This is a genomic window from Pseudidiomarina sp. WS423 (assembly GCF_050750165.1).
GTDB lineage: Bacteria > Pseudomonadota > Gammaproteobacteria > Enterobacterales > Alteromonadaceae > Pseudidiomarina > Pseudidiomarina fusca.
This window is the reverse complement of the sequence record NZ_JBOJLN010000001.1, coordinates 595608-618299: the sequence shown is the minus strand read 5'-3', so window position 1 is coordinate 618299 and position 22692 is coordinate 595608. Positions and strand designations below refer to the sequence as shown.

Sequence of the window (22692 nt, the reverse complement as noted above, 5' to 3'; positions counted from 1 at the left end):
ATGAGTGAAAAGTTACAAAAAGTTCTCGCCCGATCAGGCCATGGTTCGCGTCGCGAATTAGAAGCGAAAATTGCAGCAGGCCGAGTCAGTATTAATGGTGAAGTTGCCACGCTTGGCGAACGTGTTGATGCGGACGCTAAAGTTCGTATTGACGGCCATGAAGTGACAATTAAGCCGCCAGAAGATGTCATTTGCCGCGTGTTGATGTATCACAAACCCGAAGGCGAGCTTTGTACCCGACGAGATCCTGAAGGGCGTCCTACCGTTTACGATAAACTTCCAAGAATGCAGGGCGCACGCTGGGTTGCGGTTGGTCGTTTGGATGTTAATACTTCGGGGCTATTACTCTTTACTACCGATGGTGAGCTGGCCAACCGGTTGATGCATCCAGGCCATGAAATTGAGCGTGAATACGCCGTGCGAGTGTTTGGTGACGTTGATGATGCAATGTTGCGCAAACTCAAAAAAGGCGTACAACTAGAAGACGGGCCGGCAGCTTTTAAAGAGATTAAACGTGGCGGTGGTGAAGGCATGAACCAGTGGTTCCGCGTGATGTTAACTGAAGGCCGCAACCGTGAGGTACGGCGTTTATGGGAATCACAAGGGGTGCAAGTAAGCCGCCTCATGCGTGTGCGCTACGGTAATATCAAACTCGAACAAGGCTTGCCACAAAGCGGCTGGGGCGAGTTATCCTTAACGCAAATTAATTACTTACGTGAACTGGTAGGATTACCTGCAGAAACGCGTAGCTTTGTTGATCCGCGTCAGCAAGAAACACGGCAGAAGCGCTATTCACGCGCTCGTCGAATGCAGGCACAAAAGCTGGAGCAGAACCGTAAAGGTAGCTCTGGCTCGAAAACAGCTGAGCCGAAACAGCCGGCTGCTGCCGCTAAGCCAAAAGGTAAGCCACGCCGTCAAGAAAGCAGAAAAGATGCTTTCAATGAGCAGCAGCAAGAGCGAGCTGGTGGCCGCTCTAGCAATCGGCCTAGTAAAGTACGGGGCAAAGGCACTGGTAAAGCTACCGGCAAACCTAGTTCACGGCAAGGTACTCAGCATCAACAAACTAAGCAATCCGGCAAAGCTCGTAACCAATAAGGATGGGGTTATTAGCTGATTGGCAGCAACAACAGACGCTGTTGTTGCTGTGGCCTTATCGTGATGATGTATGGCGTTTACAAGGGCGACCTGCCCAGCAACAATTGCGGCAATTAGTGCAATTAGCAGCTCCCTATTGCAATATTTTCGTGGGTTGCCATCCTACCCAATTGGAGTATGCTCGCACCCAACTGCCGGCAACGGTCGAGTTGCTAGCGCTGAATTATGACGATGCTTGGGCACGAGATATCACACCGCTTTATACCGCACCGCAGTGGGGCGGTTCCGAGCAATTGTTTGCCCACGGTTTTCAGTTTACCGCTTGGCATGGGCTGTACCCTGATTTTCAGCAAGACCAAGCTTTCGCTAAACAACTGGCACGGCGCTTGTGCCAACGTTTTATCGCTCATGATCTGGTACTAGAAGGTGGCGCGATCACAACGGATGGTGCCGGCACCGCAATCGTACATCAAGCCAGCGTGCAGCGTAACAATCCGCAATGGCCACTCGTTGCAATAGAAGCCTATTTAAAGCAGCAGTTACAGCTTCAGCAAATTGTATGGCTGCGCTGGGCTAATCCGCTGGATGAGACTGGCGGCCATGTCGATAATCATGCGCAATTTATCGCTCCTGACACCCTTGTCACCAGCTTACCGCAGCCTTCAAGCCCGTGGTATCAGCATTACGCTGCACAGTTAGAGCAATTAAGACAATTAACCAATGTCTGCGGCGAGCCATATCATATTCTGGTGTTACCGCAACCTGCTGCGATTGTCCCAGAGCCAGATGAATTTGCCAGTATCAGGCGCCAACCTGGTGTCAAAGTTCGGGGCACAACTCCGTTATTAGCCAGCTATGTTAATTTAGTTAATCTGACGCAGTGTATGTTAGTGCCACAGTTTGGCTTACCCAGCGATGCTGAGGCGCTACAGATCATGCAGCAGTGGGCTGGTAAACGATCGGTACTGGCAGCCGCTGCCGACGAATTTATCAAAGCAGGAGGTGGTTTACATTGCATGACGGCCACCATTCCAACTTAAGTGACCGCTATAGGTTGGCTGAAATAGATAGCGGCGCCCGTTAGCGTAATGCAAAACTCACGCTTACTCGAGCTTCAATTTGAGTGGTGCCTGGTAGGCTGACATCGGCCATGGCTCTACTTCTAAAGGCCTCAACCGCTTGCGTTTTGACCGCTCTCGGTGCTTGACTATGCTCGCTAATTTGCACCACTTCGCCCAGCTCTGCGCCAGCCGCTGACGCCATCAGTTCTGCTTTTTGTTTCGCCACTGAAATGGCAGCTGCTAAGGCCTCATCATACCGCGCCCGCGCATCGCTAAAATCATACCTAGGCATGCCAACATCGGTCACGCCTTGGGCGAGGGCAAATTCAACAATACTATCGTAGTGATCTGGATTACGGAGCACTATGTTCATTTCACGTGACACAAGATAACCGCTAAGCTCGCGTTTGTTGTTGTCATAGTGATACATAGGTTGGGTAAAGAGTCGGTAAGAACTGATGTCTTGCTTCGCAATATTGAGTTGCTCTAATTGTTGTAAAAGCGCAGCGGTGATAGTGTCTACGGTTTGCTTCAGCTGAACCAGTTGTTGTCCCTCTTGACCAATAGAAAGCGTAAATTGCATGCGGTCAGGCACTTCAACTAAGCTAGCATCACCGCTTACTTGGATCGTACGTGCCGGCGCTGAAGGTGCGTTAGAAGCGGGCTGGCAGCCCAACAGAAAAGTACTGCCGAGCAGCAAGAGAGAAACTTTAGTTAAGTTAGAAATCCGTGACATAGCTTATTCCTTGATAGTTATTTGCTACCATTGTGTGGTTGATTAAATGGTTGGACCGCAACTAAGGCTAAAAGTTGAATTTTTATGACTGATACTAAAAAGACCGCTCAAGAACTTAACCAACAGCAGGCCGAAGAGGTACTGCTGCGACTGTTAGCCCGTCGCGAACACAGTGCCTTAGAGCTGAAGCAAAAACTACGGCAGCGAGGCTTTACCCAGCAACCATTAGAAGCAGCGCTTGCTAAAGCCCAGCAATTGGGCTGGCAAAGTGATCAAAGGTTTACCGAAAGCTGGGTTAAGCAATGCTTAGAAAAAGGCGATGGGGTGCGAAAAATACAGGCGCAAGCCCAACAAAAAGGGATTAGTGAAGCGCTGTTACAACAAGTATTGCTGGCGCACCAGCCAGACTGGCATCAGCAATGCTATCAGCGGCTCATCAAGAAATTTGGTGAGCAGCCTCCGGTGGACCAAAAACAACGCGATAAAATGATTCGCCATTTGTTACAACGGGGTTTTTCTTTTGATAGCATAAAAATTGCTCTGCAACGTCAATCAGACGCTGCGGCAGACTAGGCGTACCCTATGAATCGTGATAGGATTTTGCGCTAACTTTTAATTCATTTACACCCAATTTCTCGTAGGAAGTAGTCAATGAGTATGACCAGTGCCGATATCCGTGAAGCGTTCCTTGCTTATTTTGCCAGTAAAGGTCATCAGCGAGTCGCCTCGGCGTCATTGATTCCTGGCAACGATCCCACGTTGCTATTTACCAATGCTGGAATGGTGCCATTCAAAGATGTGTTTTTAGGTGATGAGCAACGAGATTACGTTAGAGCGACCTCATCGCAACGTTGTCTGCGCGCCGGTGGAAAGCATAACGACCTAGAAAATGTTGGCTATACTGCACGCCACCATACTTTTTTTGAAATGTTAGGTAATTTCAGCTTTGGTGATTACTTCAAACGCGAAGCTATTCAATACGCATGGGAATTTTTGACCGGTGTATTGCAACTGCCAAAAGAGAAATTATGGGTGACCGTCTTTACTGAAGATGATGAGGCTTACGACATCTGGGCCAAAGAAATTGGCGTGCCTACAGATCGTATTTCGCGCATTGGTGCCAAAGATAACTTCTGGGCCATGGGTGATACGGGACCCTGTGGTCCTTGCTCTGAAATTTTCTACGACCATGGTGCTGAGGTGTGGGGTGGCCCACCAGGCACACCAGAAGAAGACGGTGATCGTTATATCGAAATCTGGAACCTAGTATTCATGCAATATAACCGTCAAGCGGATGGCACCTTGCTGCCATTGCCGAAGCCGTCGGTGGATACGGGGATGGGATTAGAGCGTATTGCCGCCGTATTGCAGCATGTTCACAGTAACTACGACATTGATCTATTTCAGGCGTTAATTGCAGCAGCGGCAAAAGTTATCGGTACGGAAGATCTAACCAGCAAGTCGCTGCGCGTTATTGCGGATCATATTCGGTCATGTAGCTTCTTGATTGCCGATGGGGTGCAGCCGTCTAACGAAGGTCGTGGCTATGTATTGCGCCGGATCATTCGGCGAGCAGTTCGTCATGGCAATATGCTAGGTGCCAAAGGGCCATTTTTCTACCGTTTGGTCACCGAGTTGGTGACGCAAATGGGCCAGGCTTATCCCGAGTTGGTTGATAAGCAAAGTGTGATTGAACAGGCACTGAAGCGCGAAGAAGAACAGTTCGGTAAAACACTTGAGCGTGGTTTAACCATTTTAAACGATGCCTTAGCCGAGTTAGAAGGCTCGGTGTTGCCAGGAGATTTGGTGTTTAAACTGTATGACACCTATGGCTTCCCGATGGATTTGACCGCTGATATGGCGCGCGAAAAAGGGCTGACGGTAGACGAGGCAGGTTTTGCCAAAGCGATGGACGAACAACGTCAGCGCGCTCAGCAAGCGTCTAATTTTGGTATGGATTATAACGAGCGTTTAAAATCCGCGCAGCGCAGCGAATTTACAGGATACGATCAGGTTGCTGGTAGCGCACAGGTGGTTGAGTTGTTCGCTGATGGTGAGCAAGTAGAACATTTAGCCGCCGAGCAACGGGGTATTGTGGTACTTTCGGCAACACCATTTTACGCCGAAAGCGGTGGCCAGATTGGCGATACTGGTAAGCTCATCGTTAATGGTGGCGAATTTATTGTTACCGATACGCAATATATCGGCAAAGCAATTGCTCATCATGGTCACACCACAGCTGCCATCAACCTTGGTGACTCGGTACAAGCCCATATTGATGCTGAGCGCCGTGCTGCGATAAAACGAAACCACTCAGCAACCCACTTATTGCATGCAGCGCTACGTAATCTACTTGGTGAGCATGTGACGCAAAAAGGTTCTTTGGTTACTGCTGAGCGTTTGCGTTTTGACTTTTCTCACTTCGAACCAGTAACCGCAGCTCAATTAGATGCTATTGAGCGCCAAGTTAACGAAGAGATAGTTAGTAATCACGCACTGCAAGCTGAGTTGATGTCAATTGATGCTGCTAAAGCTGCTGGCGCCATGGCTTTGTTTGGCGAAAAATACGATGATCAAGTGCGCGTAGTTCGTATGGGCGATTTTTCGATGGAATTGTGCGGCGGTACCCACGTGGAAAGAACCGGTGATATTGGTTCATTGCGTATTGTTAGTGAAGCAGGTATAGCTTCGGGTGTTCGCCGGATAGAAGCCGTTACTGGTATGGCTGCAAGCCAATACACCTTGCAACAACAACAGCAGCTACGAGCGGCTGCTGGACTGTTCAAAACGGATTGGACGCACTTGGTTGAACGTATCACCCAACAGCAAGAGCGCAGCAAAGGCTTGGAGAAGACCATAACTGAACTGCAGCAACAGCTAGCAGCTCATGCTGGTTCTGATTTAGTGGCTGGTGCCGAAAAAATAAACGATGTTAAAGTGATCGTGGCGCAAGTACATAACGTAGAATCTAAGGCATTACGCAGTATGGTTGATGATTTGAAAAATCAGCTGCAAAGTGGTGTGGTGGTACTAGCCCTCGCCACCGACGATAAAGTAAGTTTAATCGTAGGTGTCACGTCAGATTTGACCCAACGAGTGAAAGCTGGCGATGTGGTTAACACCGCAGCACAAGCGGTTGGTGGCAAAGGCGGTGGTCGTCCAGATATGGCGCAAGCCGGTGGACAACATCCAGAACAGATCCCAGCTGCGTTAGCCGCGGCTAAAGAGAAGATTACTGAATTATTGCGATAGATGGTCGCCTGAAAATGTTCGGAAACATCCCTGTGCGGGTGTGCAAATAGATAAAGCCTGTTAGAATAAAGAACATCGGTTTATATCCAACTGCACAAAAACGCACAGGGTGCGTGACTATTATAACGTTTGTGATATATTTGATACGACTTTAAGAAAGGCTGAAACTGCGGTGAGGTGTGATGCCAAACCGTCTGGAAATTGGATGTAGGGAAGGAGTGGGCACATGTTAATCTTAACCCGCAGAGTGGGTGAGACGTTAATGATAGGTGACGATGTCACTGTTACGGTACTTGGTGTGAAAGGTAACCAAGTTCGTATTGGCGTCAATGCACCTAAAGATGTCTCAGTACATCGCGAAGAAATATACAATCGAATTCAGGCAGAACATCAAGACGGCGACAAGTCTGAAGAGCCTTAATAGAGTAATGTCTGAAAGCTGGCCCACGGGTCAGCTTTTTTGATTGTGCGATTGCTAGCAAAACACTCTAAATTAGCGGTTGTGTGGAAAATTTAGTCGAGATGCCTAAAAATCCCACAAACGAACGCTGAAATAGAAAAAACTGTTTGACATATTTTTCAAGGTCGCTATCATTCATCGCCACAAGACAAGCGGTGAGGTGGCCGAGAGGCTGAAGGCGCTCCCCTGCTAAGGGAGTATAGGGTTTGTAGCTCTATCGAGGGTTCGAATCCCTCCCTCACCGCCATTTTGTGAAACAAACCAACGCACTCGTAGCTCAATTGGATAGAGTACTCGGCTACGAACCGAGCGGTTGGAGGTTCAAGTCCTCCCGAGTGCGCCATTGTTTCAACAGCAAAATGCAAATCGTCTTATCAATATGAATGTGCACTCGTAGCTCAATTGGATAGAGTACTCGGCTACGAACCGAGCGGTTGGAGGTTCAAGTCCTCCCGAGTGCGCCACTTCATCTCCTCCTTAGTTATTCCAGAATCATCCCAAAATTATCCCAAAATTATCCCAAAATTATTCCAAAGTTATCCAAATAAATCTCCAGTACGCAAACATCGCACTCATCTATCCATAAATTCAAACCTAACCCTTCGAATCTGTTGCTTAAAAACCTATAACTCCCGCTTATGACTCGTATAGCCCGTGATAAGTCTCGTAATGAACTACTTTGTGTTATTCTGCTTTTCAGCTAGGATGTTGATATCTTTTTAACAAAAGAGGTAAGTCATGGGAGAGCTCTTTACTGACGCTTTAATGATCATGGTGACCGGTATGGTCACAGTATTTGCGTTTCTGAGCCTATTAATAGGTGCTATGGCGGTGTTACGTAAACTGGCCGATGCGCCGGAAGTAACGACCACCAGCAATACCCCCGCCACCTCTGCGCCGAACGCTGCTGAATATGCTGCGATTGCAGCAGCAGTGCATCAGTACCGTCGCAATCACTAATAAAAGAATAAGAGGACCCCTCGGATGAAAAAACCGTTGCAGTTAACCGAGCTAGTTTTACGTGATGCTCATCAATCGCTGTTAGCAACTAGAATGCGATTAGATGACATGCTACCGATAGCAGAGAAGCTTGATAATATGGGCTATTGGTCAATGGAATCTTGGGGCGGTGCAACCTTTGACGCCTGCATTCGTTACCTGGGCGAAGACCCGTGGGAGCGGATTCGCGAATTGAAAAAAGCCATGCCGAAAACGCCACAGCAGATGCTTTTGCGTGGCCAGAACTTATTAGGTTACCGTCATTATGCCGATGATGTGGTAAAGCGCTTTGTCGAGCGAGCCAAAGAGAATGGCGTTGATGTGTTTCGTATTTTTGATGCTATGAATGACGTGCGTAATCTAGAGGCAGCCATTAAAGCTACTAAAGCTGTTGAAGGACATGCCCAAGGTACGCTTTCTTATACCGTGAGCCCGGTGCATACCTTAGATACTTGGGTGACGATGGCGCAACAAATGGCTGATTTAGGCTGTGATTCTATTTGTATTAAGGATATGGCAGGGTTATTGCGTCCGGAGCCAGCATTTGAGCTCATTAGTGCGTTAAAACAAGCCGTAGATATCCCTATCGCCATGCAGTGCCACGCCACGACCGGTTTAAGCACAGCCACCTATCAGAAAGCCATTGATGCGGGCATTGATATGTTAGATACCGCCATTTCGTCAATGAGCATGACTTATGGCCACTCAGCCACTGAAACCATTGTTGCTATGACTGAAGGGACCGACCGTGATACCGGTTTAGCTTTGGATAAGCTTGAAGAAATCGCCAGTTATTTTCGTGATGTGCGTAAAAAGTATGCCCAGTTTGAAGGCTCATTAAAGGGCGTTGATGCGCGTATTTTGTTAGCTCAGGTACCAGGTGGCATGTTAACAAACATGGAGAGCCAACTAAAAGAGCAGGGCGCCTTAGATAAATTTGATCAGGTATTGGCGGAGATCCCGAAAGTACGTGAAGATCTTGGGTTTATCCCATTAGTGACACCAACGTCGCAGATTGTCGGCACCCAAGCTGTGCTTAACGTGCTTAGTGGTGAGCGTTATAAGTCGATATCCAAAGAAACGAAGGGTGTTTTGACGGGTGAATATGGCGCCACTGCAGCCCCGGTAAACAAAGAGCTGCAAGCGCAAGTGCTGCAAGGTAAAGAGCCTATTACCTGCCGCCCAGCTGATTTGCTTGATAACGAGTTGGATAGCTTAGCTGATGAGCTTAACCAGCTTGCACAAGAAAAGGACATTAAGCTTGCTGATGCGGTGATCGACGATGTGCTTACTTATGCGTTGTTCCCACAAATTGGTCTTAAGTTTTTGCAAAATCGCGGCAATCCAGATGCGTTCGAGCCGGCTCCGCAATTGCAAGCACAGGAGCCGTCAGCGCCGGCGGTTGCGAATAATAAGCCAAGTGTAAGTAGTACTGGCGAGGCAGCTAGTTACGATGTCACAGTCGATGGCAAGCGCTTCAAAGTAGAGGTGGCGCCTTCCGGCACTATTACCTCAGCTACCGCTGCTGAATCAACCGCAACAACGGCACCTGCTGCCGCAGCAGATAGCGCTACGGCAGAAATCAAGGCGCCCTTAGCTGGTAACCTGTTTAAGCTGCTGGTCAAGCCAGGTCAACAGGTAGCTGAAGGTGATGTTGTTATCATTCTTGAAGCGATGAAAATGGAAACGGACATTAAAGCCCACCAAGCCGGAACCGTCGCCGATATTCTGGTAAAAGAAGGTGATAGCGTGAGTGTTGGTGATATTCTGGTAACCTTGAGGTAACAGCATGGAGCGCTTATTAGTTCTCTGGGATAGCACGGCAATCTCAGCTTTTACTTGGGGACAAGCGGCGATGATGGCGGTTGGTGCCTTGTTGCTTTATCTTGCCATTAGTAAAAAGTTTGAGCCCTTGTTGCTGCTCCCTATTGGTTTTGGAGCTATTCTAGCCAACATCCCACAGGCCGGCTTTAATGAGCCTGGTGGCTTACTTTACTACGTCTATTACGTTGGTATAGAAACGGGCGTGTTCCCGCTGTTGATTTTTATGGGCGTGGGGGCGATGACGGATTTTGGGCCCTTACTTGCTAATCCACGGACGTTATTGCTTGGTGCTGCGGCTCAGTTTGGTATTTTTGCAACCTTACTGGGTGCGATTGCCTTAAACTTCATTCCTGGCTTCAACTTTAGTTTAGCGGATGCCTCAGCTATCGCCATCATTGGTGGTGCTGATGGACCTACCGCTATTTTCCTTGCTTCACGGTTGAGCCCAGACTTACTGGGGGCTATTGCCGTGGCTGCCTATTCCTACATGGCGTTAGTACCCATCATTCAGCCGCCAATTATGAAGTTGTTTACGACGGAAGCTGAACGTAAGATTCAAATGGAGCAATTACGGCCGATTGCCCGCCGCGAGAAGATTTTATTCCCTCTTGCAGTGTTACTTTTAACCTTGCTATTTTTGCCAACGGCCACGCCACTGGTAGGAATGTTTTGCTTGGGTAACTTAATGCGAGAGGCCGGAGTGGTCGAACGCTTAAGTAAAACGGCGCAGAATGAACTGATCAATATTGTCACTATTTTCTTAGGTTTGGCGGTCGGTTCCAAGTTATCAGCCGAAGAATTCTTGTCAGTGCAAACCCTAGGTATTTTGGTGCTAGGTGCAGTCGCCTTTGCCGTAGGTACGGCGTCAGGAGTATTGATGGCCAAAGTGCTGGCGAAGTTTAGTAAAACTCCGATTAATCCACTCATTGGTGCAGCCGGTGTATCTGCGGTGCCAATGGCCGCTCGAGTGGTTAACAAAGTAGGGCTAGAGGCTAATCCTCAGAACTTTTTGTTAATGCATGCGATGGGTCCAAACGTCGCAGGGGTCTTAGGCTCAGCAGTAGCAGCTGGTATTTTGCTAGCATTAGTCGGTTAATGAGCCGGTTGGATAATGGGTAATTAAAGTTAACTGATAGTTTCCAGCTCATAAGAGTCACGTTTCACGGAACTCTGTGAGCTGGATTCATTTTTATCGACCGGTTAGCCACAGCATTAAGCTATAGAAAAGCGCAATAAAACCGCTAACTATCGCAATATAAATAAAGCCTCGCAGACCTTGCTTGAAGGTCCAGCCATTAACCCGTAAGTAGATAAACCAAGCGATGCTCAGCACCAACGGAATTAAAAATAAGAGGCGGATCATGGCGTGTCTCCATTTTGTTGCTGGTGTTGATGCCACAAAGCTAAGTCGCTAGCAGCCTGTTGTGCTTGTTCAAGCAGGGGATCAAGTTTCACGATTTGGTCAGCAACTTGGTCAATAGCACCTTGCGCCATACTTTCTTCTAGTTGTTTTGCCACCAAATGAATTCTGGTTAAACCTAAGTTCGCTGCAGCACCTTTAAGTGAGTGAAAAAAGCGTCGAGCTTGATCATGTTGCCCTTTACTTAAAAACTCGACAATTTTTTGCGGTGCTTGTTGGTATTCCTCAGTTAACCGCTCCACTAAACTTTGATAAAGCGGAATATTATGTCCGAGGCGGTCTAGCGCGCTAGCAAAGTCGATATCTCGGTGATTGGGATAACGTTGACGGCTGTTGTTGCTTACCGTAGTAGGCGTTGTTGTGGGCTGAGCTGATTGAGCTGCATAATCACCGCGTACACACCACTTATTAATGGCTTGTAATAATCGTTGCTCATCGATAGGTTTGCTAATGTGGTCCTGCATACCAGCGGCTAATGAGCGTTCAATGTCCTCGCTACTGGTATTGGCAGTCATGGCTATAATAGGCAGCTGCTGGTAGGAATACAGTGCGCGAATTTTTTCGGCGGCGGTTAAGCCATCCATAATCGGCATTTGTATGTCCATAAATACCAAGGCATATTGCTTTTCGGCTACCTTAGCAACAGCCTCTTGGCCATTTCTTGCTAAGTCTACGACTAAGCCGGCATGAGTCAGCATTTCTTTGGCAATAATCTGATTAATATCGTTATCTTCTACCAGTAACACAGGTGCATTGCAGAGATCACATGGTACCCCTTGGTGAGGCTGCATGGTGGTTTCCGTTGTAAGTGCTAATGCCGAACATAACACTCGCAGCAGTGCTGAACTGGTGTAAGGTTTAACAATGTACTCAGCCACGCCAAGCTGTTTCGCTTGAGCTATCATGTCTTGAGCATGATAGCTGGTAGCAAGAATTAAGCGAGGTGCTTGTTCTGGTTGGCGCAACACGTTCTGACAGAAGCTTAAACCGTCCATACCTGGCAACTGCCAATCGACAATAACGGCATCAAAGTCTTCTTGTTCGAGCCACTGCAAGGCTTCTTCCGCACTTCTACAGGTGGTTACTGCCACCGCATAACTGCGTAATAGCTCCGTGAGCATTTCGCGGGTGGTTAAATTATCCTCAATGGCCAGAACCCGTTTGCCCTGTAATCGAGCTTGCAAAGATTCATGACCGTTTTGATTAAACTCAGTTTGCGTGGGCAGACTCAATTCCAAAAAGAAAGTTGAGCCCTGACCGACACTACTCAATACCCCTAAGCCGTGGTTATTCATCAGTTTTACAATGCGCTGGCTGATTGCCAAGCCCAAACCAGTACCACCATATTGGCGAGTCGTCGAAGTGTCAGCTTGGGTAAAAGCATTAAATAACTGAGCGCGTTGCGCTTCGTTCATCCCAATCCCAGTATCAGTGACTGAAATACGTAGGTAGACATCCTGATCGCTGCGGTCAAGCAGGGTTACAGCTACGACAATTTCACCGTGCTCGGTGAATTTGATGGCGTTACTCACCAAGTTAACTAGCACCTGATTAAGCCGCAGTGGGTCACCAATCAAACGCTTAGGAATGTTGGTGGGGAGGTTAATAATAAACTCTAGATTTTTATCGTAAGCGCGATAGGCAAACATATCCGCTAAGTTACTGAGTACTTCTTCTAAATCGAAGGGGATATGTTCAATACTGAGTTTGCCGGCCTCTATTTTAGCAAAGTCGAGCATGTCATTAACAATGCCCAGCAAGGTCTTTGACGAGTTTTCAATAGAGCGCAAATAGCCGCGTTGTTGGTCGTGTAAGTCAGTTTTTAAGCAGAGCTGGGTCATCCCCAAGATGGCATTGATAGGCGTGCGTATTTCATGGCTGACATTAGCTAGGAATTCACTCTTGGCTTGGTTGGCTGCTGCCGCTGCTTCAAGTTCTTGCTCTTTAATAGCAATCCGTTCGGCGTCTTGCTGCGTATGAGATGCCGCAGTTACTTTGCGCCCCAGCCGCTTTAGCCAATTCAAAGTTGTCATGGTAGGTTCACCGTATGCGCTACTAGTCTTGGTATGATGCCACGAGTTAGGCACTGTGCCAATGGTGGTAGTTGCTATACTTTCATAGACTAACGAGCGATAAAGCTTTAGTATTTCGGGATGTCGTTCAACCTTATGAGCAAAATTAAACCCAACTGCCGTTGCATGCTTTTCTGCAGGTTTCGTGCGCACACATCGTTGGCTTTAACTTTGCTCGTTTAAGCAAGGCAGGGAATTATTTTGCAGTCACAATTTGCCACTAGCGTCGCACTGTTAGCGACCGCCGAGAACATCGGAACCTTACGCGATATTCAGCGTGGTGTTGAACGCGAAGCATTGCGCATAACCACCCAAGCGAAATTGGCGCCAAGCCCTCATCCATTAGCTTTGGGAGCAGCGTTAACGCATCCACTCATTACTACCGACTACGCTGAAACTTTAATGGAGTTTATTACTCCAGTTAGCACTGATATTGCTATTACCTTGCAGCAACTTGAAGATATTCATACGGTTACCTATCAGCACTTAGCTGACGAGCTGCTTTGGCCATTGAGTATGCCATGTTTTGTGGGTGAAGAAAGCGACATTGTGATTGCTCAGTATGGGCAAAGTCATAGCGGCAAAATGAAGACCTTGTATCGACAAGGTTTGACTCATCGTTACGGCGGTGCGATGCAGATTATTGCTGGAGTGCATTATAATTTTTCGGTACCCGATAGTGTCTGGGAGATCCTTGCTGAGCAAGAGCAGGTGGCCTTAACCAGTGATTTTGTGTCTGCGAAATATTTTGGTTTGATTCGTAACTACAAGCGGATCTGTTGGGTTATCCCTTATCTATTTGGTGCCTCACCTGCCATTTGTAAGTCTTTTTTGCGCCATACCGAAGGCAACATGGACTTTAGTGAAACTGGCAAAGGTACTGTGTATCGGCCTTATGGCACCTCATTACGAATGAGTGACTTAGGCTACACCAATAAAGAACAAGCGGATTTAAAAATCACCTACAACTCGCTGAACGAGTATGTGGCTGGTTTGCGTCGGGCGATTTCCACACCCTCGACGGCATTTGCCAAAATTGGCGTAAAAGATGGAGATACTTATCGCCAGCTCAATGCCAATATTCTACAGATCGAAAATGAGTTTTATTCACCGATTCGACCCAAACGAGTTACTCGTGCTGGTGAGACGCCAACGCAAGCATTAGCTCGAGCTGGGGTTGAATATATTGAAGTTCGTGCATTGGATGTGAACCCCTTTAGTAATGTGGGTATAACCGCAGCGCAAATGCGTTTTTTAGATATGCTACTCATGTATTGCGTGTTAAAGCCAAGCCCGACTATGGATTGGGATGCACAGGTAGTGGCGGATAAGAATTTTAATCGGGTGGTTATGGATGGTCGTAACCCGCGCCTAACTTTGCTTGATGGTGATTATGAACGCCCGATTGCTGACTGGTTAGAAGATATTTTTGCCGACTTACAGAGCCTAGCTAAGTTATTTGATCAAGCTCATGCAACGGATGACTACACGAAGACGGTAGCTGATCAATATCGAGCCGTACTGAACCCTGAACTCACCTTGTCTGGCCAATTTATGGCGCAGTTGTTAGAACAAGGTTTAGATAACATTGAAGTTGGGATGCGCTTGGCGCACGCCTACAAAGCGCAGTTGCTAGAACGGCCGTTACAATATTTTACTGAAGCGGAATTTGAGCGCTTGCGTGAAGCTTCGCTAGATGCACAATTGCAACTTGAACAGCAAGATGAACTCACTAGCTTCAGCGATTTTCTAACGGAATACTTTGCGTCGGCGGCACAAAGTGCTGCACCCCAAGCACAAACGGACGAGATGGCATGAAGGTACGGGTAGCAGCAGGGGTAGTGGCGGCTTTAGTAGCAACTCTGTTAAGTGGGTGTGCTACACCGCCACCGAAAGAACCTGAAAATTTATGTAAGATCTTTTATGAGAATCGAGATTGGTACGATGCAGCCGCTAACATGCGCGACAAGTGGGGCGTTCCGATCCAAGTGCCGATGGCCATCATGTACCAAGAGAGCTCGTTCAAAGCCGATGCTTTGCCGCCTCGAGATTATCTGTTATGGGTGATTCCTTGGGGACGGGTCAGTAGTGCCTACGGTTATTCACAAGCAAAAACAATGACCTGGGAAGATTACGTACGCGAAACGGGAAACAGCTGGTCCTCGCGCGATAATTTTGATGATGCGATTGATTTCATGGGATGGTTTATTCATAAAAGCCACCAAGTTAATGGCGTATCTAAATGGGATGCCTACGCTCAGTATTTAAATTATCACGAAGGGTGGGGCGGCTATAAACGCGGTACCTACCGCAACAAACAGTGGTTAGTTAACACCTCAAAACGTGTCGCTGAGCGGGCCTCGCGTTACGGGGAGCAACTACGAGGCTGTGAAGAAGACTTACAACGTGGTTGGTTATGGCGTCTGTTCTTCGGCTAAAAAACGCACCCGTTTAACTAAGCTGTCAGTACTCTCGACAATCTCAATGGCGTGGCCATTGATGCGTAAGCACAACGGATATTGTGGGATATCGCCCAGCTGCTCAATGATCAGGCCACTGACAGTTTTTGGTCCATCGGTAGGCAGCTGCCAATTCATTTCTTTATTTAAATCACGAATATTGGCCACACCTTCTACCAATACTGAGCCGTCAGCTTGCAGTTGCGCCGTTTCACTCGGTGCCGGTGCGATGCTAGTAGTAAAGTCACCAACGATTTCTTCGAGAATATCTTCTAAGGTCACTAAACCCTGAATATCGCCGTATTCGTCAACGACCAGACCAATGCGCTCTTTGGCGCGCTGAAACTTCAGCAATTGCACGTTGAGTGGGGTCCCCTCAGGGATGTAATAGATATCCCGTGCCGAACGAATAATTTCAGCTTTATCGGTTTCTTGGTTGTTCTTGGTGAGCAGTTGCATGATATCGCGAGCATGCAAAAAACCAATCGCATCATCAATTTCACCGCGATACAGTAACAGTCGAGTATGTTGGCTTTGACTCAACTGTTTGATCATCGATTTCACATCATCTTGCACATCGATACCGGCGATTTCTGCACGTGGTACCATCACATCTTCCACGGTCACTTTCTCTAAATCAAGAATGCTTAATAGCATCTCTTGGTGACTACTAGGAATCATCGAGCTAGCTTCGTTCACTACGGAACGCAACTCGTCTGAACTGAGAGCGTCTTGGCTACCAGCGGCCGCTGGATTAACTCCAAGCATGCGCATAAAACCATTGGTAATAAAGTTTACTGACGCCACTACCGGATAAAGAAGCGTAAGCATAGGCTTGAGTAGCAACGAGCTAGGAAAGGCAACGCGCTCTGGATGGAGCGCAGCAATAGTTTTGGGGGTAACTTCAGAAAAAATTAATACCAGTAAGGTCAGGCCAAAAGTTGCAACAACAATACCGGCATCACCAAAGAGTCGAATACAAAGAATCGTGGCAATAGAAGACGCTGCTATATTGACTAAGTTGTTGCCAATCAGAATCAGGCCAATCAGACGATCAGGACGGTCAAGCAGAAACTGAACGCGATTTGCGCCGGGGTGTCCTTGTTGTGCTAAATGTTTTAGTCGATAACGGTTGACCGACATCATGCCAGTCTCTGAACCCGAAAAATATGCTGAGCAAATAAGTAAAACCGCCAGCATGATGACTAGGGTTGAGGTTGATATTGCGTCCAAAAAAACTTACCTGTTTTTAAAATAATTAGGTCTAATTTAATCACCCCACTAATCAAGTCAAGCAGATAGCGTTGAAATGCGGTGAATAATGCGTATGGGTAGTAAATTTGCGTTAATGATTACATCGAAAGCAGAATATCTCTCACCACGCGGCTACCAAAATAAGCGAGTGTCAGAATACCGCTACCAACCACACTAGCGATAACTAAGCTGCGTCCGCGTACCTTTCTAACACGATGGAAAAATAGCACCATGGCGTAGATGATTAACGCGATGAAGGTAAGGATGGTTTTGTGAGCTTGACCTTGTTCAAACATGTTGTCGAGAAAGATAAAGCCACTGCTAATAGCCAACAACAACATCAAGGTACCGGTCGCAACCAACCGAAAAAAGTAACGCTCTACGGTCATGAGCGGCGGAAAGTAACCTGTTAGTAAGTTACTGCGATGATGTTTGAGTAAATAGGTAAGATAAAGAATTTGTACCGCATATAAACTCGCGAGTACTAGCACTGCGTAGGCCAGTAGTGACAAGACGATGTGAATGGCTAGACCATTCGCAATATCAACGCTAGCACCCCAATTAACCGGGCTAGCTACCATCAGCACCAGACTGACTGCGGCAAAAATGTAAATGATAGGACGCAATAGCAGGCTGTTGGCACGCTTATTCTTAACTAAAGTGAGCGCGCTCAATAAAAACGCTACGGTGCTTAAACTGCTGGTTATATTCAAATGCTCAAAGTCGTCACTTTTCAGGTAGCTCCATAATAAGCCAGCATGACAAAGCAGTGCCGCAAACGGCAATAACCACTGCCAGCGTACCGCTTGAGCACGGGTGAGACCTCGCCAAACCACAATGGCGCTAACCACATAGAGAGCTAACGTAATTAAAAGCAAGATAATCATAGGTATCATCAGCATTGAAACAAGTAAACCTAGTATATGCATTGTTGTTGCTAAACCCAATAGGATCAGGAAACTTTGCTTGAATTAAGATATACTCGGCGCAATATGGTCAACAACCCAGATAGAAAGTGGATGCATTGGCATGTTTGAAAATTTAAGTGAACGTTTATCCCAGTCGTTACGCAACATCAGCGGGCGTGGTCGATTAACGGAAGAAAACATTAAAGAAACCTTGCGTGAAGTGCGAATGGCACTGCTCGAGGCCGACGTGGCGTTACCGGTGGTGCGTGAATTTGTCGCACGGGTAAAAGAACAAGCTGTGGGTGCTGAGGTGAATAAAAGCCTGACGCCAGGGCAAGTGTTCTTAAAGATTGTTCAAAAAGAGCTTGAGCATGCGATGGGGGATGGCAATGTCCCACTTAACCTAGCTACGCAGCCGCCGGCCGTGGTGTTGATGGCTGGCTTACAAGGTGCGGGTAAAACCACCAGTGTGGGTAAGCTAGCGCGCTATTTACGCGAAAAGCAAAAGAAAAAAGTGTTAGTGGTGAGTGCGGACGTCTACCGTCCTGCAGCGATTAAGCAGTTAGAAACCCTAGCAGCGGAAGTTGAAGTTGAGTTTTTTCCATCAGACATAAGTCAGCAGCCTGTTGCCATTGCCGAGGCTGCCATCGCGCATGCCCGCAAAAAGTTTATGGATGTGGTGTTGGTGGATACTGCCGGACGAACCGCAATTGATGAACAGATGATGGCGGAAATCAAACAGTTGCATGCGGCCATCAAGCCAATTGAGACGCTGTTTGTGGTAGATGCCATGACTGGTCAAGATGCGGCAAATACCGCTAAGGCGTTTAGCGAAGCGCTGCCATTAACCGGGGTGGTGCTGACTAAAACAGATGGTGATGCTCGCGGCGGTGCTGCTTTATCGATTCGTCATATTACTGGCCAGCCCATTAAGTTCTTGGGGGTTGGCGAAAAGAATACTGCGTTAGAACCGTTCCATCCTGAGCGGGTAGCTTCGCGAATTTTAGGGATGGGCGACGTGCTCTCCTTGATTGACGAGCTAGAACAAAAAGTTGATAAAGCAAAAGCTGAGAAAGTAGCCAAAAAGGTCATGAAAGAAGGTAAGTTTTCGTTAGAAGACTTCCGTGACCAGTTGGCGCAGATGCGTGATATGGGCGGCATGATGGGGCTGATGGATAAATTGCCGGGGATGGGCAATATGTCAGCACAAATGAAAGGCCAACTTGACGATAAAGTAACGGTTCGGATGGAGGCTATCATCAACTCCATGACTCCGAAAGAGCGAGAGCATCCAGATTTAATCAAGGGCTCTCGCAAGCGTCGAATCGCGACTGGGTCTGGTACTCAAGTGCAAGACGTGAACAAATTGCTGAAGCAATTTATGCAGATGCAAAAGATGATGAAGAAAATGAAAGGTGGCGGAATGGCAAAAATGATGCGCGGCCTAGGTGGCATGGGTGGTAAATTACCGCCAGGCATGTTCCCCAAACGCTAGACAAAACTTGCATTTCGCACAAATTTCGGTAAAATTGCGCGGCTCTTCGACCTAGGTCGGAGCTTTTACTATTTACTTAACATTAAAACTGTATCGAGGAACGTAATGGTAACCATTCGTTTACAACGTGGTGGCGCTAAAAAACGCCCATTCTACCAAATGGTAGTTACTGACAGTCGCAATGCCCGCGACGGTCGTTTTATTGAAAATGTAGGCTTCTTCAACCCACTAGCTCGTGGTCAAGAAGAAACCTTACGCGTAGATTTAGATCGTGTTGACCACTGGGTTGGTACTGGCGCGACTTTATCTGAGCGTGTAGCTAAGTTAGTTAAAGACGCTCGCAAAGCGGCTTAATTTTTATTGCGCATTAGGTAGCTATGAGCACAACATCTGAAACAGTAGTACTTGGTCAACTTGGTGCCGTATACGGTGTTAAAGGTTGGCTTAAGGTGCAAAGCTATACCGACGATGCGGAAGCCATTTTTACATACAGCCCTTGGCAAATTGTAATCCAAGGCAAGCAGCAAACAGTCACGGTCGAAGAATGGCGTCGACATAATAAAGGACTGATTGCGAAGTTGGCTGGCATTGAAGATCGGGACCAAGCTCATTTAATGACTGGTGCTGACATCATTATCCCAGCAGAACAATTGCCAGAATTGCCAGCGGATGAATTTTACTGGCGCGACCTGATTGGTATGACTGTAGTGAACACTGACGGTTATAACATGGGGGTAGTTGACCAGATTATGGCCACAGCATCGAATGATGTGATGGTGGTGAAAGCGAACAATAATGATGCGTTTGGTCGCACTGAACGTTTGATTCCGTTTATTCAGAGTCAATATGTGCAGTCAGTAGATAAAACAGCTCAGCGCATTATTGTTGATTGGCCGTCGGATTTTTAATGACTAAACAATTACAGGTAGGGGTGATTAGCCTTTTTCCTGAAATGTTTCAAGCCATTACCGACAACGGTGTGACCGGCAGGGCGGTTCGTGACGGGTTATTGGATATTCATCTGATTAATCCGCGTGATTTTACCCACGATCGGCATCGTACCGTTGATGACCGTCCCTATGGAGGCGGGCCAGGCATGTTAATGATGGTGCAGCCGCTCACTGATGCGATTGCAGCAGCCAAACAGCAGCTTGGGGCCGATGCTAAGGTGATTTATTTATCACCTCAAGGTCGCAAGTTGGATCATGCTGGAGTTAAGCAATTAGCTCAGTATAGCCAACTTATCCTAATCGCCGGTCGCTACGAAGGCATTGATGAACGAGTGATTACTCGTCATGTTGATGAAGAATGGTCGATTGGAGATTACGTGTTAAGTGGTGGTGAATTACCGGCCATGGTGTTAATTGATGCTGTTGCTAGAATGATTCCTGGAGTTTTAGGACATCAAGATTCAGCTAGCGAAGATTCTTTTGCCACCGGGTTGTTAGATTGCCCACACTACACACGACCAGAAGTTTTAGATGGTGAGGCGGTTCCTGCTGTATTGCTCAGCGGTAACCACGAAAATATACGCAAGTGGCGTCTACAACAATCACTAGGTCGTACCTGGTTAAGACGTCCTGAATTAATTAATCACCTAGCTCTGACTGACGAGCAGCGGCGACTTTTAGATGATTTTATTGATCAACAACAAGTTGCAACTGATAACGAATCGGGCAGTTAATCTAGGCAAGTGAGGCTATTATGGCAAAAGTTAGTCAGAATTTGATCAAAGCGATCGAAGACGAGCAATTAAAAACCGACCTGCCGGCGTACGCGCCAGGCGATACAGTGGTCGTTAATGTTAAAGTAACTGAAGGTAACCGTGAGCGCGTTCAGGCATTTGAAGGTGTGGTTATCGCAAAACGTAATCGTGGCTTACACAGCGCAGTAACCGTTCGTAAAATCTCTAACGGTGAAGGCGTTGAGCGTACTTTCCAAGTACACAGCCCAATCATTGATAGCATCGTAGTTAAGCGTAAAGGTGCGGTTCGTCGCGCTAAGCTTTACTACCTACGTGAGCGTTCAGGTAAATCTGCACGTATCCGTGAGAAGTTGTCAGCTAAATAAGCTAGCTCAAGCTTATATCGAAAAACCCGCCGCTGGCGGGTTTTTTTATGGTACAAATAAGCACATGATTCACTCCCCCAATAATGCATGAGGTAGCCTTCCATGTTAGATCCACAGCAGCACTTGCAGCAACTGCGCGAGGCCATTGATAACACCGATAGTGAATTGGTTCAGATCCTTCTTAAACGCAGACAACTTGCAGCAGAAGTGGGGGTGGTGAAACGCCAATTAGGGCAGCCATTGTATGTTCCCGAACGAGAAGCAAGCATGCTGGTAGCGAAGCGCAAACAAGCGGAGCAAGCTGGACTTTCTCCCGATCTTATTGAAGATGTGCTGCGCCGCATTATTCGCGAGTCTTATCAACAGCAGCAAGCGGCAGATGTGCATTTAAATGACAAGACAGTAGTGATAGTTGGTGGTAACGGGGCGCTGGGGCAACTTTTCGTACGTTTATTTAGCTCTGCTGGCGCTAAGGTACTCATACTAGATAAAGACGATTGGCAGCACGCCGAGCATTTTTGCGAGCAAGCAGATTTAGTGCTGATATCCGTGCCTATAGCTCATACCTTGACTGTTATTGAAGCATTACCCAGCTTGCCTCCAGGTTGTATTTTGGCAGATTTAACCAGTGTAAAGCGGCAACCCTTGAATGCCATGTTGGCCAAACATAGTGGCCCTGTTGTGGGCCTTCACCCAATGTTTGGCCCCAAACAAGTCACCCTAGCTAAGCAGTTAGTGGTGGCCTGCCATGGTCGTGATGAAGACCAATACCAATGGCTATTAGCAAGCATTGAACGCTGGGGTGCCCATATTAAGGCGCTCACAGCAGCAGCACATGACCAAGCGATGGCGTTTGTGCAGGTACTGCGACACCTATCTAGTTTTGTCTATGGTTCGCATTTAGCCGCAGAACAAGCTGATCTGCAGCAGTTATTAGATTTAAGTTCACCAATCTATCGCCTCGAGCTGATGATGGTAGGGCGTCTGTTTGCCCAAGATGCCGAGCTGTACGCCGATATATTGCTGGCTGAGCCGAATAATATTGCTATGTTAAGGCGTTATGTTCAGCGTTTTGAAATGGAACTAAAGCGGCTCGAACAAGGTCGTAAAGATGAATTTTTACAAGAGTTTACTCGTGTGCGCGAGTATTTTGGCGAATTTGCCGAGCGCTTTTTAAGCGATAGCCAGCGGCTGTTAGATACCGCTGGCGATAGCCATCAAATCAGCTAATTGGGTGGGAGATACCGGTTTAGTCAGCTGATGTTTGATTCCAATCGTTTGGCATTCTGCGCTTATTTCGGCTGTGCTATGGCCGCTGATCATGGCTGCTAGAGGGGCGTCATCACCTAACTCCGCAACGATTTTGCAATAGGCTTCAAGGCCAGTGAAATCCGGTAACTCTTGGTCTAGGAGAAGCAAAGCAGGCCGTTCAGCTAGTGTTTTAGCAACAGCCTCGGAACCAGATTGAGCGGTAATAATTTCGACAGAATAATGACTTAACATAGCTTTGAGCACTTCAAGCGAAATAAAGTCATCATCAACTACCAAGACTTTGGCGGGTGCTGAGTGAGCGTTTGCTGCGGTCAT

At 47.3% G+C, this 22692-nt stretch carries 21 protein-coding genes, 3 tRNA genes and 1 pseudogene; 19 read left to right on the top strand and 6 right to left on the bottom strand.

Annotated elements, in window-relative coordinates; translation table 11 throughout:
- Together rluB and ACQ661_RS02840 are read left to right on the top strand one after the other, a co-directional pair.
- A pseudogene (gene rluB / locus ACQ661_RS02845) lies at positions 1–816 on the top strand (23S rRNA pseudouridine(2605) synthase RluB); the annotation flags it as partial.
- 281 nt (positions 817–1097) lie between these two features.
- Positions 1098–2135: an agmatine deiminase family protein gene (locus ACQ661_RS02840; RefSeq protein WP_431667543.1), complete on the top strand. Its 1038-nt coding sequence runs from the start codon at positions 1098–1100 to the stop codon at positions 2133–2135.
- 40 nt (positions 2136–2175) lie between these two features.
- Here ACQ661_RS02840 and ACQ661_RS02835 read toward each other — a convergent pair whose 3' ends face one another.
- Positions 2176–2892 carry an SIMPL domain-containing protein gene (locus ACQ661_RS02835; protein ID WP_153826743.1) on the bottom strand — a complete coding sequence of 239 codons (717 nt, stop codon included), beginning with the start codon at positions 2890–2892 and terminating at the stop codon, positions 2176–2178.
- A gap of 84 nt (positions 2893–2976) precedes the next feature.
- Between ACQ661_RS02835 and ACQ661_RS02830 the strand changes: the two genes are divergently transcribed.
- The 9 genes from ACQ661_RS02830 to ACQ661_RS02790 all read left to right on the top strand — a co-directional run bounded on the left by ACQ661_RS02830 (position 2977) and on the right by ACQ661_RS02790 (position 10523).
- Complete coding sequence (locus tag ACQ661_RS02830; RefSeq protein ID WP_153826744.1) at positions 2977–3465, top strand: regulatory protein RecX; 489 nt, start codon at positions 2977–2979, stop codon at positions 3463–3465.
- A 78-nt stretch (positions 3466–3543) separates the two neighbouring features.
- Positions 3544–6144, top strand: a complete 2601-nt coding sequence (alaS, locus tag ACQ661_RS02825; RefSeq protein WP_431667542.1) for an alanine--tRNA ligase — start codon at positions 3544–3546, stop codon at positions 6142–6144.
- Between the two features lie 226 nt (positions 6145–6370).
- Positions 6371–6565, top strand: a complete 195-nt coding sequence (gene csrA, locus ACQ661_RS02820) for a carbon storage regulator CsrA (protein WP_110076203.1) — start codon at positions 6371–6373, stop codon at positions 6563–6565.
- 193 nt (positions 6566–6758) lie between these two features.
- A tRNA-Ser gene (locus ACQ661_RS02815) sits at positions 6759–6851 on the top strand.
- 19 nt (positions 6852–6870) lie between these two features.
- A tRNA-Arg gene (locus ACQ661_RS02810) sits at positions 6871–6947 on the top strand.
- Between the two features lie 44 nt (positions 6948–6991).
- Positions 6992–7068, top strand: a tRNA-Arg gene (locus ACQ661_RS02805).
- A gap of 274 nt (positions 7069–7342) precedes the next feature.
- Positions 7343–7564 carry an OadG family protein gene (locus ACQ661_RS02800; protein ID WP_110076204.1) on the top strand — a complete coding sequence of 74 codons (222 nt, stop codon included), beginning with the start codon at positions 7343–7345 and terminating at the stop codon, positions 7562–7564.
- Positions 7565–7588: 24 nt separating this feature from the next.
- Positions 7589–9388 carry a sodium-extruding oxaloacetate decarboxylase subunit alpha gene (gene oadA, locus ACQ661_RS02795; RefSeq protein WP_431667541.1) on the top strand — a complete coding sequence of 600 codons (1800 nt, stop codon included), beginning with the start codon at positions 7589–7591 and terminating at the stop codon, positions 9386–9388.
- 4 nt (positions 9389–9392) lie between these two features.
- Positions 9393–10523, top strand: a complete 1131-nt coding sequence (locus tag ACQ661_RS02790) for a sodium ion-translocating decarboxylase subunit beta (RefSeq protein WP_110076206.1) — start codon at positions 9393–9395, stop codon at positions 10521–10523.
- A 93-nt stretch (positions 10524–10616) separates the two neighbouring features.
- On the opposite strand, the gene ACQ661_RS02785 is transcribed toward ACQ661_RS02790, so the two are convergent.
- Both ACQ661_RS02785 and ACQ661_RS02780 read right to left on the bottom strand, forming a co-directional pair.
- Positions 10617–10790 (bottom strand): hypothetical protein, encoded by a 174-nt coding sequence (locus tag ACQ661_RS02785; RefSeq protein WP_181394933.1) that lies wholly within the window; start codon positions 10788–10790, stop codon positions 10617–10619.
- Positions 10787–12880, bottom strand: a complete 2094-nt coding sequence (locus ACQ661_RS02780; RefSeq protein WP_431667540.1) for a response regulator — start codon at positions 12878–12880, stop codon at positions 10787–10789. The genes ACQ661_RS02785 and ACQ661_RS02780 overlap by 4 nt, the downstream gene beginning before the upstream one ends.
- Positions 12881–13120: 240 nt before the next feature.
- Between ACQ661_RS02780 and gshA the strand changes: the two genes are divergently transcribed.
- Positions 13121–14737 (top strand): glutamate--cysteine ligase, encoded by a 1617-nt coding sequence (gene gshA, locus ACQ661_RS02775; RefSeq protein WP_313932097.1) that lies wholly within the window; start codon positions 13121–13123, stop codon positions 14735–14737.
- Entirely contained in the window at positions 14734–15357 is a 624-nt protein-coding gene (locus tag ACQ661_RS02770) for a hypothetical protein (RefSeq protein WP_313932098.1), read from the top strand. The genes gshA and ACQ661_RS02770 overlap by 4 nt, the downstream gene beginning before the upstream one ends.
- Here the strand turns inward: ACQ661_RS02770 and ACQ661_RS02765 are convergent.
- Both ACQ661_RS02765 and ACQ661_RS02760 read right to left on the bottom strand, forming a co-directional pair.
- Complete coding sequence (locus ACQ661_RS02765; protein ID WP_110076210.1) at positions 15334–16611, bottom strand: HlyC/CorC family transporter; 1278 nt, start codon at positions 16609–16611, stop codon at positions 15334–15336. The two genes, ACQ661_RS02770 and ACQ661_RS02765, sit on opposite strands and share 24 nt — an antisense overlap.
- A 119-nt stretch (positions 16612–16730) precedes the next feature.
- Positions 16731–17534 carry a cytochrome C assembly family protein gene (locus ACQ661_RS02760; protein WP_431667538.1) on the bottom strand — a complete coding sequence of 268 codons (804 nt, stop codon included), beginning with the start codon at positions 17532–17534 and terminating at the stop codon, positions 16731–16733.
- Positions 17535–17661: 127 nt separating this feature from the next.
- Here ACQ661_RS02760 and ffh point away from each other — a divergent pair, with 127 nt between their 5' ends.
- From ffh to tyrA, 6 genes are all read left to right on the top strand, one after another.
- Positions 17662–19035 carry a signal recognition particle protein gene (gene ffh, locus ACQ661_RS02755; RefSeq protein ID WP_110076211.1) on the top strand — a complete coding sequence of 458 codons (1374 nt, stop codon included), beginning with the start codon at positions 17662–17664 and terminating at the stop codon, positions 19033–19035.
- 105 nt (positions 19036–19140) lie between these two features.
- Entirely contained in the window at positions 19141–19389 is a 249-nt protein-coding gene (gene rpsP, locus ACQ661_RS02750) for a 30S ribosomal protein S16 (RefSeq protein WP_110076212.1), read from the top strand.
- 23 nt (positions 19390–19412) lie between these two features.
- Complete coding sequence (gene rimM, locus ACQ661_RS02745) at positions 19413–19943, top strand: ribosome maturation factor RimM (protein ID WP_110076213.1); 531 nt, start codon at positions 19413–19415, stop codon at positions 19941–19943.
- The gene (gene trmD, locus ACQ661_RS02740; protein ID WP_110076214.1) at positions 19943–20719 is read left to right on the top strand and encodes a tRNA (guanosine(37)-N1)-methyltransferase TrmD; all 777 of its coding nucleotides are present in this window, start codon (positions 19943–19945) and stop codon (positions 20717–20719) included. The genes rimM and trmD overlap by 1 nt, the downstream gene beginning before the upstream one ends.
- 20 nt (positions 20720–20739) lie before the next feature.
- The gene (gene rplS, locus ACQ661_RS02735; protein ID WP_110076215.1) at positions 20740–21105 is read left to right on the top strand and encodes a 50S ribosomal protein L19; all 366 of its coding nucleotides are present in this window, start codon (positions 20740–20742) and stop codon (positions 21103–21105) included.
- A gap of 102 nt (positions 21106–21207) precedes the next feature.
- Positions 21208–22335 carry a bifunctional chorismate mutase/prephenate dehydrogenase gene (gene tyrA, locus ACQ661_RS02730; protein WP_313932100.1) on the top strand — a complete coding sequence of 376 codons (1128 nt, stop codon included), beginning with the start codon at positions 21208–21210 and terminating at the stop codon, positions 22333–22335.
- Here the strand turns inward: tyrA and ACQ661_RS02725 are convergent.
- Positions 22300–22692 carry a response regulator gene (locus tag ACQ661_RS02725; protein WP_313932101.1) on the bottom strand — a complete coding sequence of 131 codons (393 nt, stop codon included), beginning with the start codon at positions 22690–22692 and terminating at the stop codon, positions 22300–22302. The genes tyrA and ACQ661_RS02725 overlap by 36 nt on opposite strands.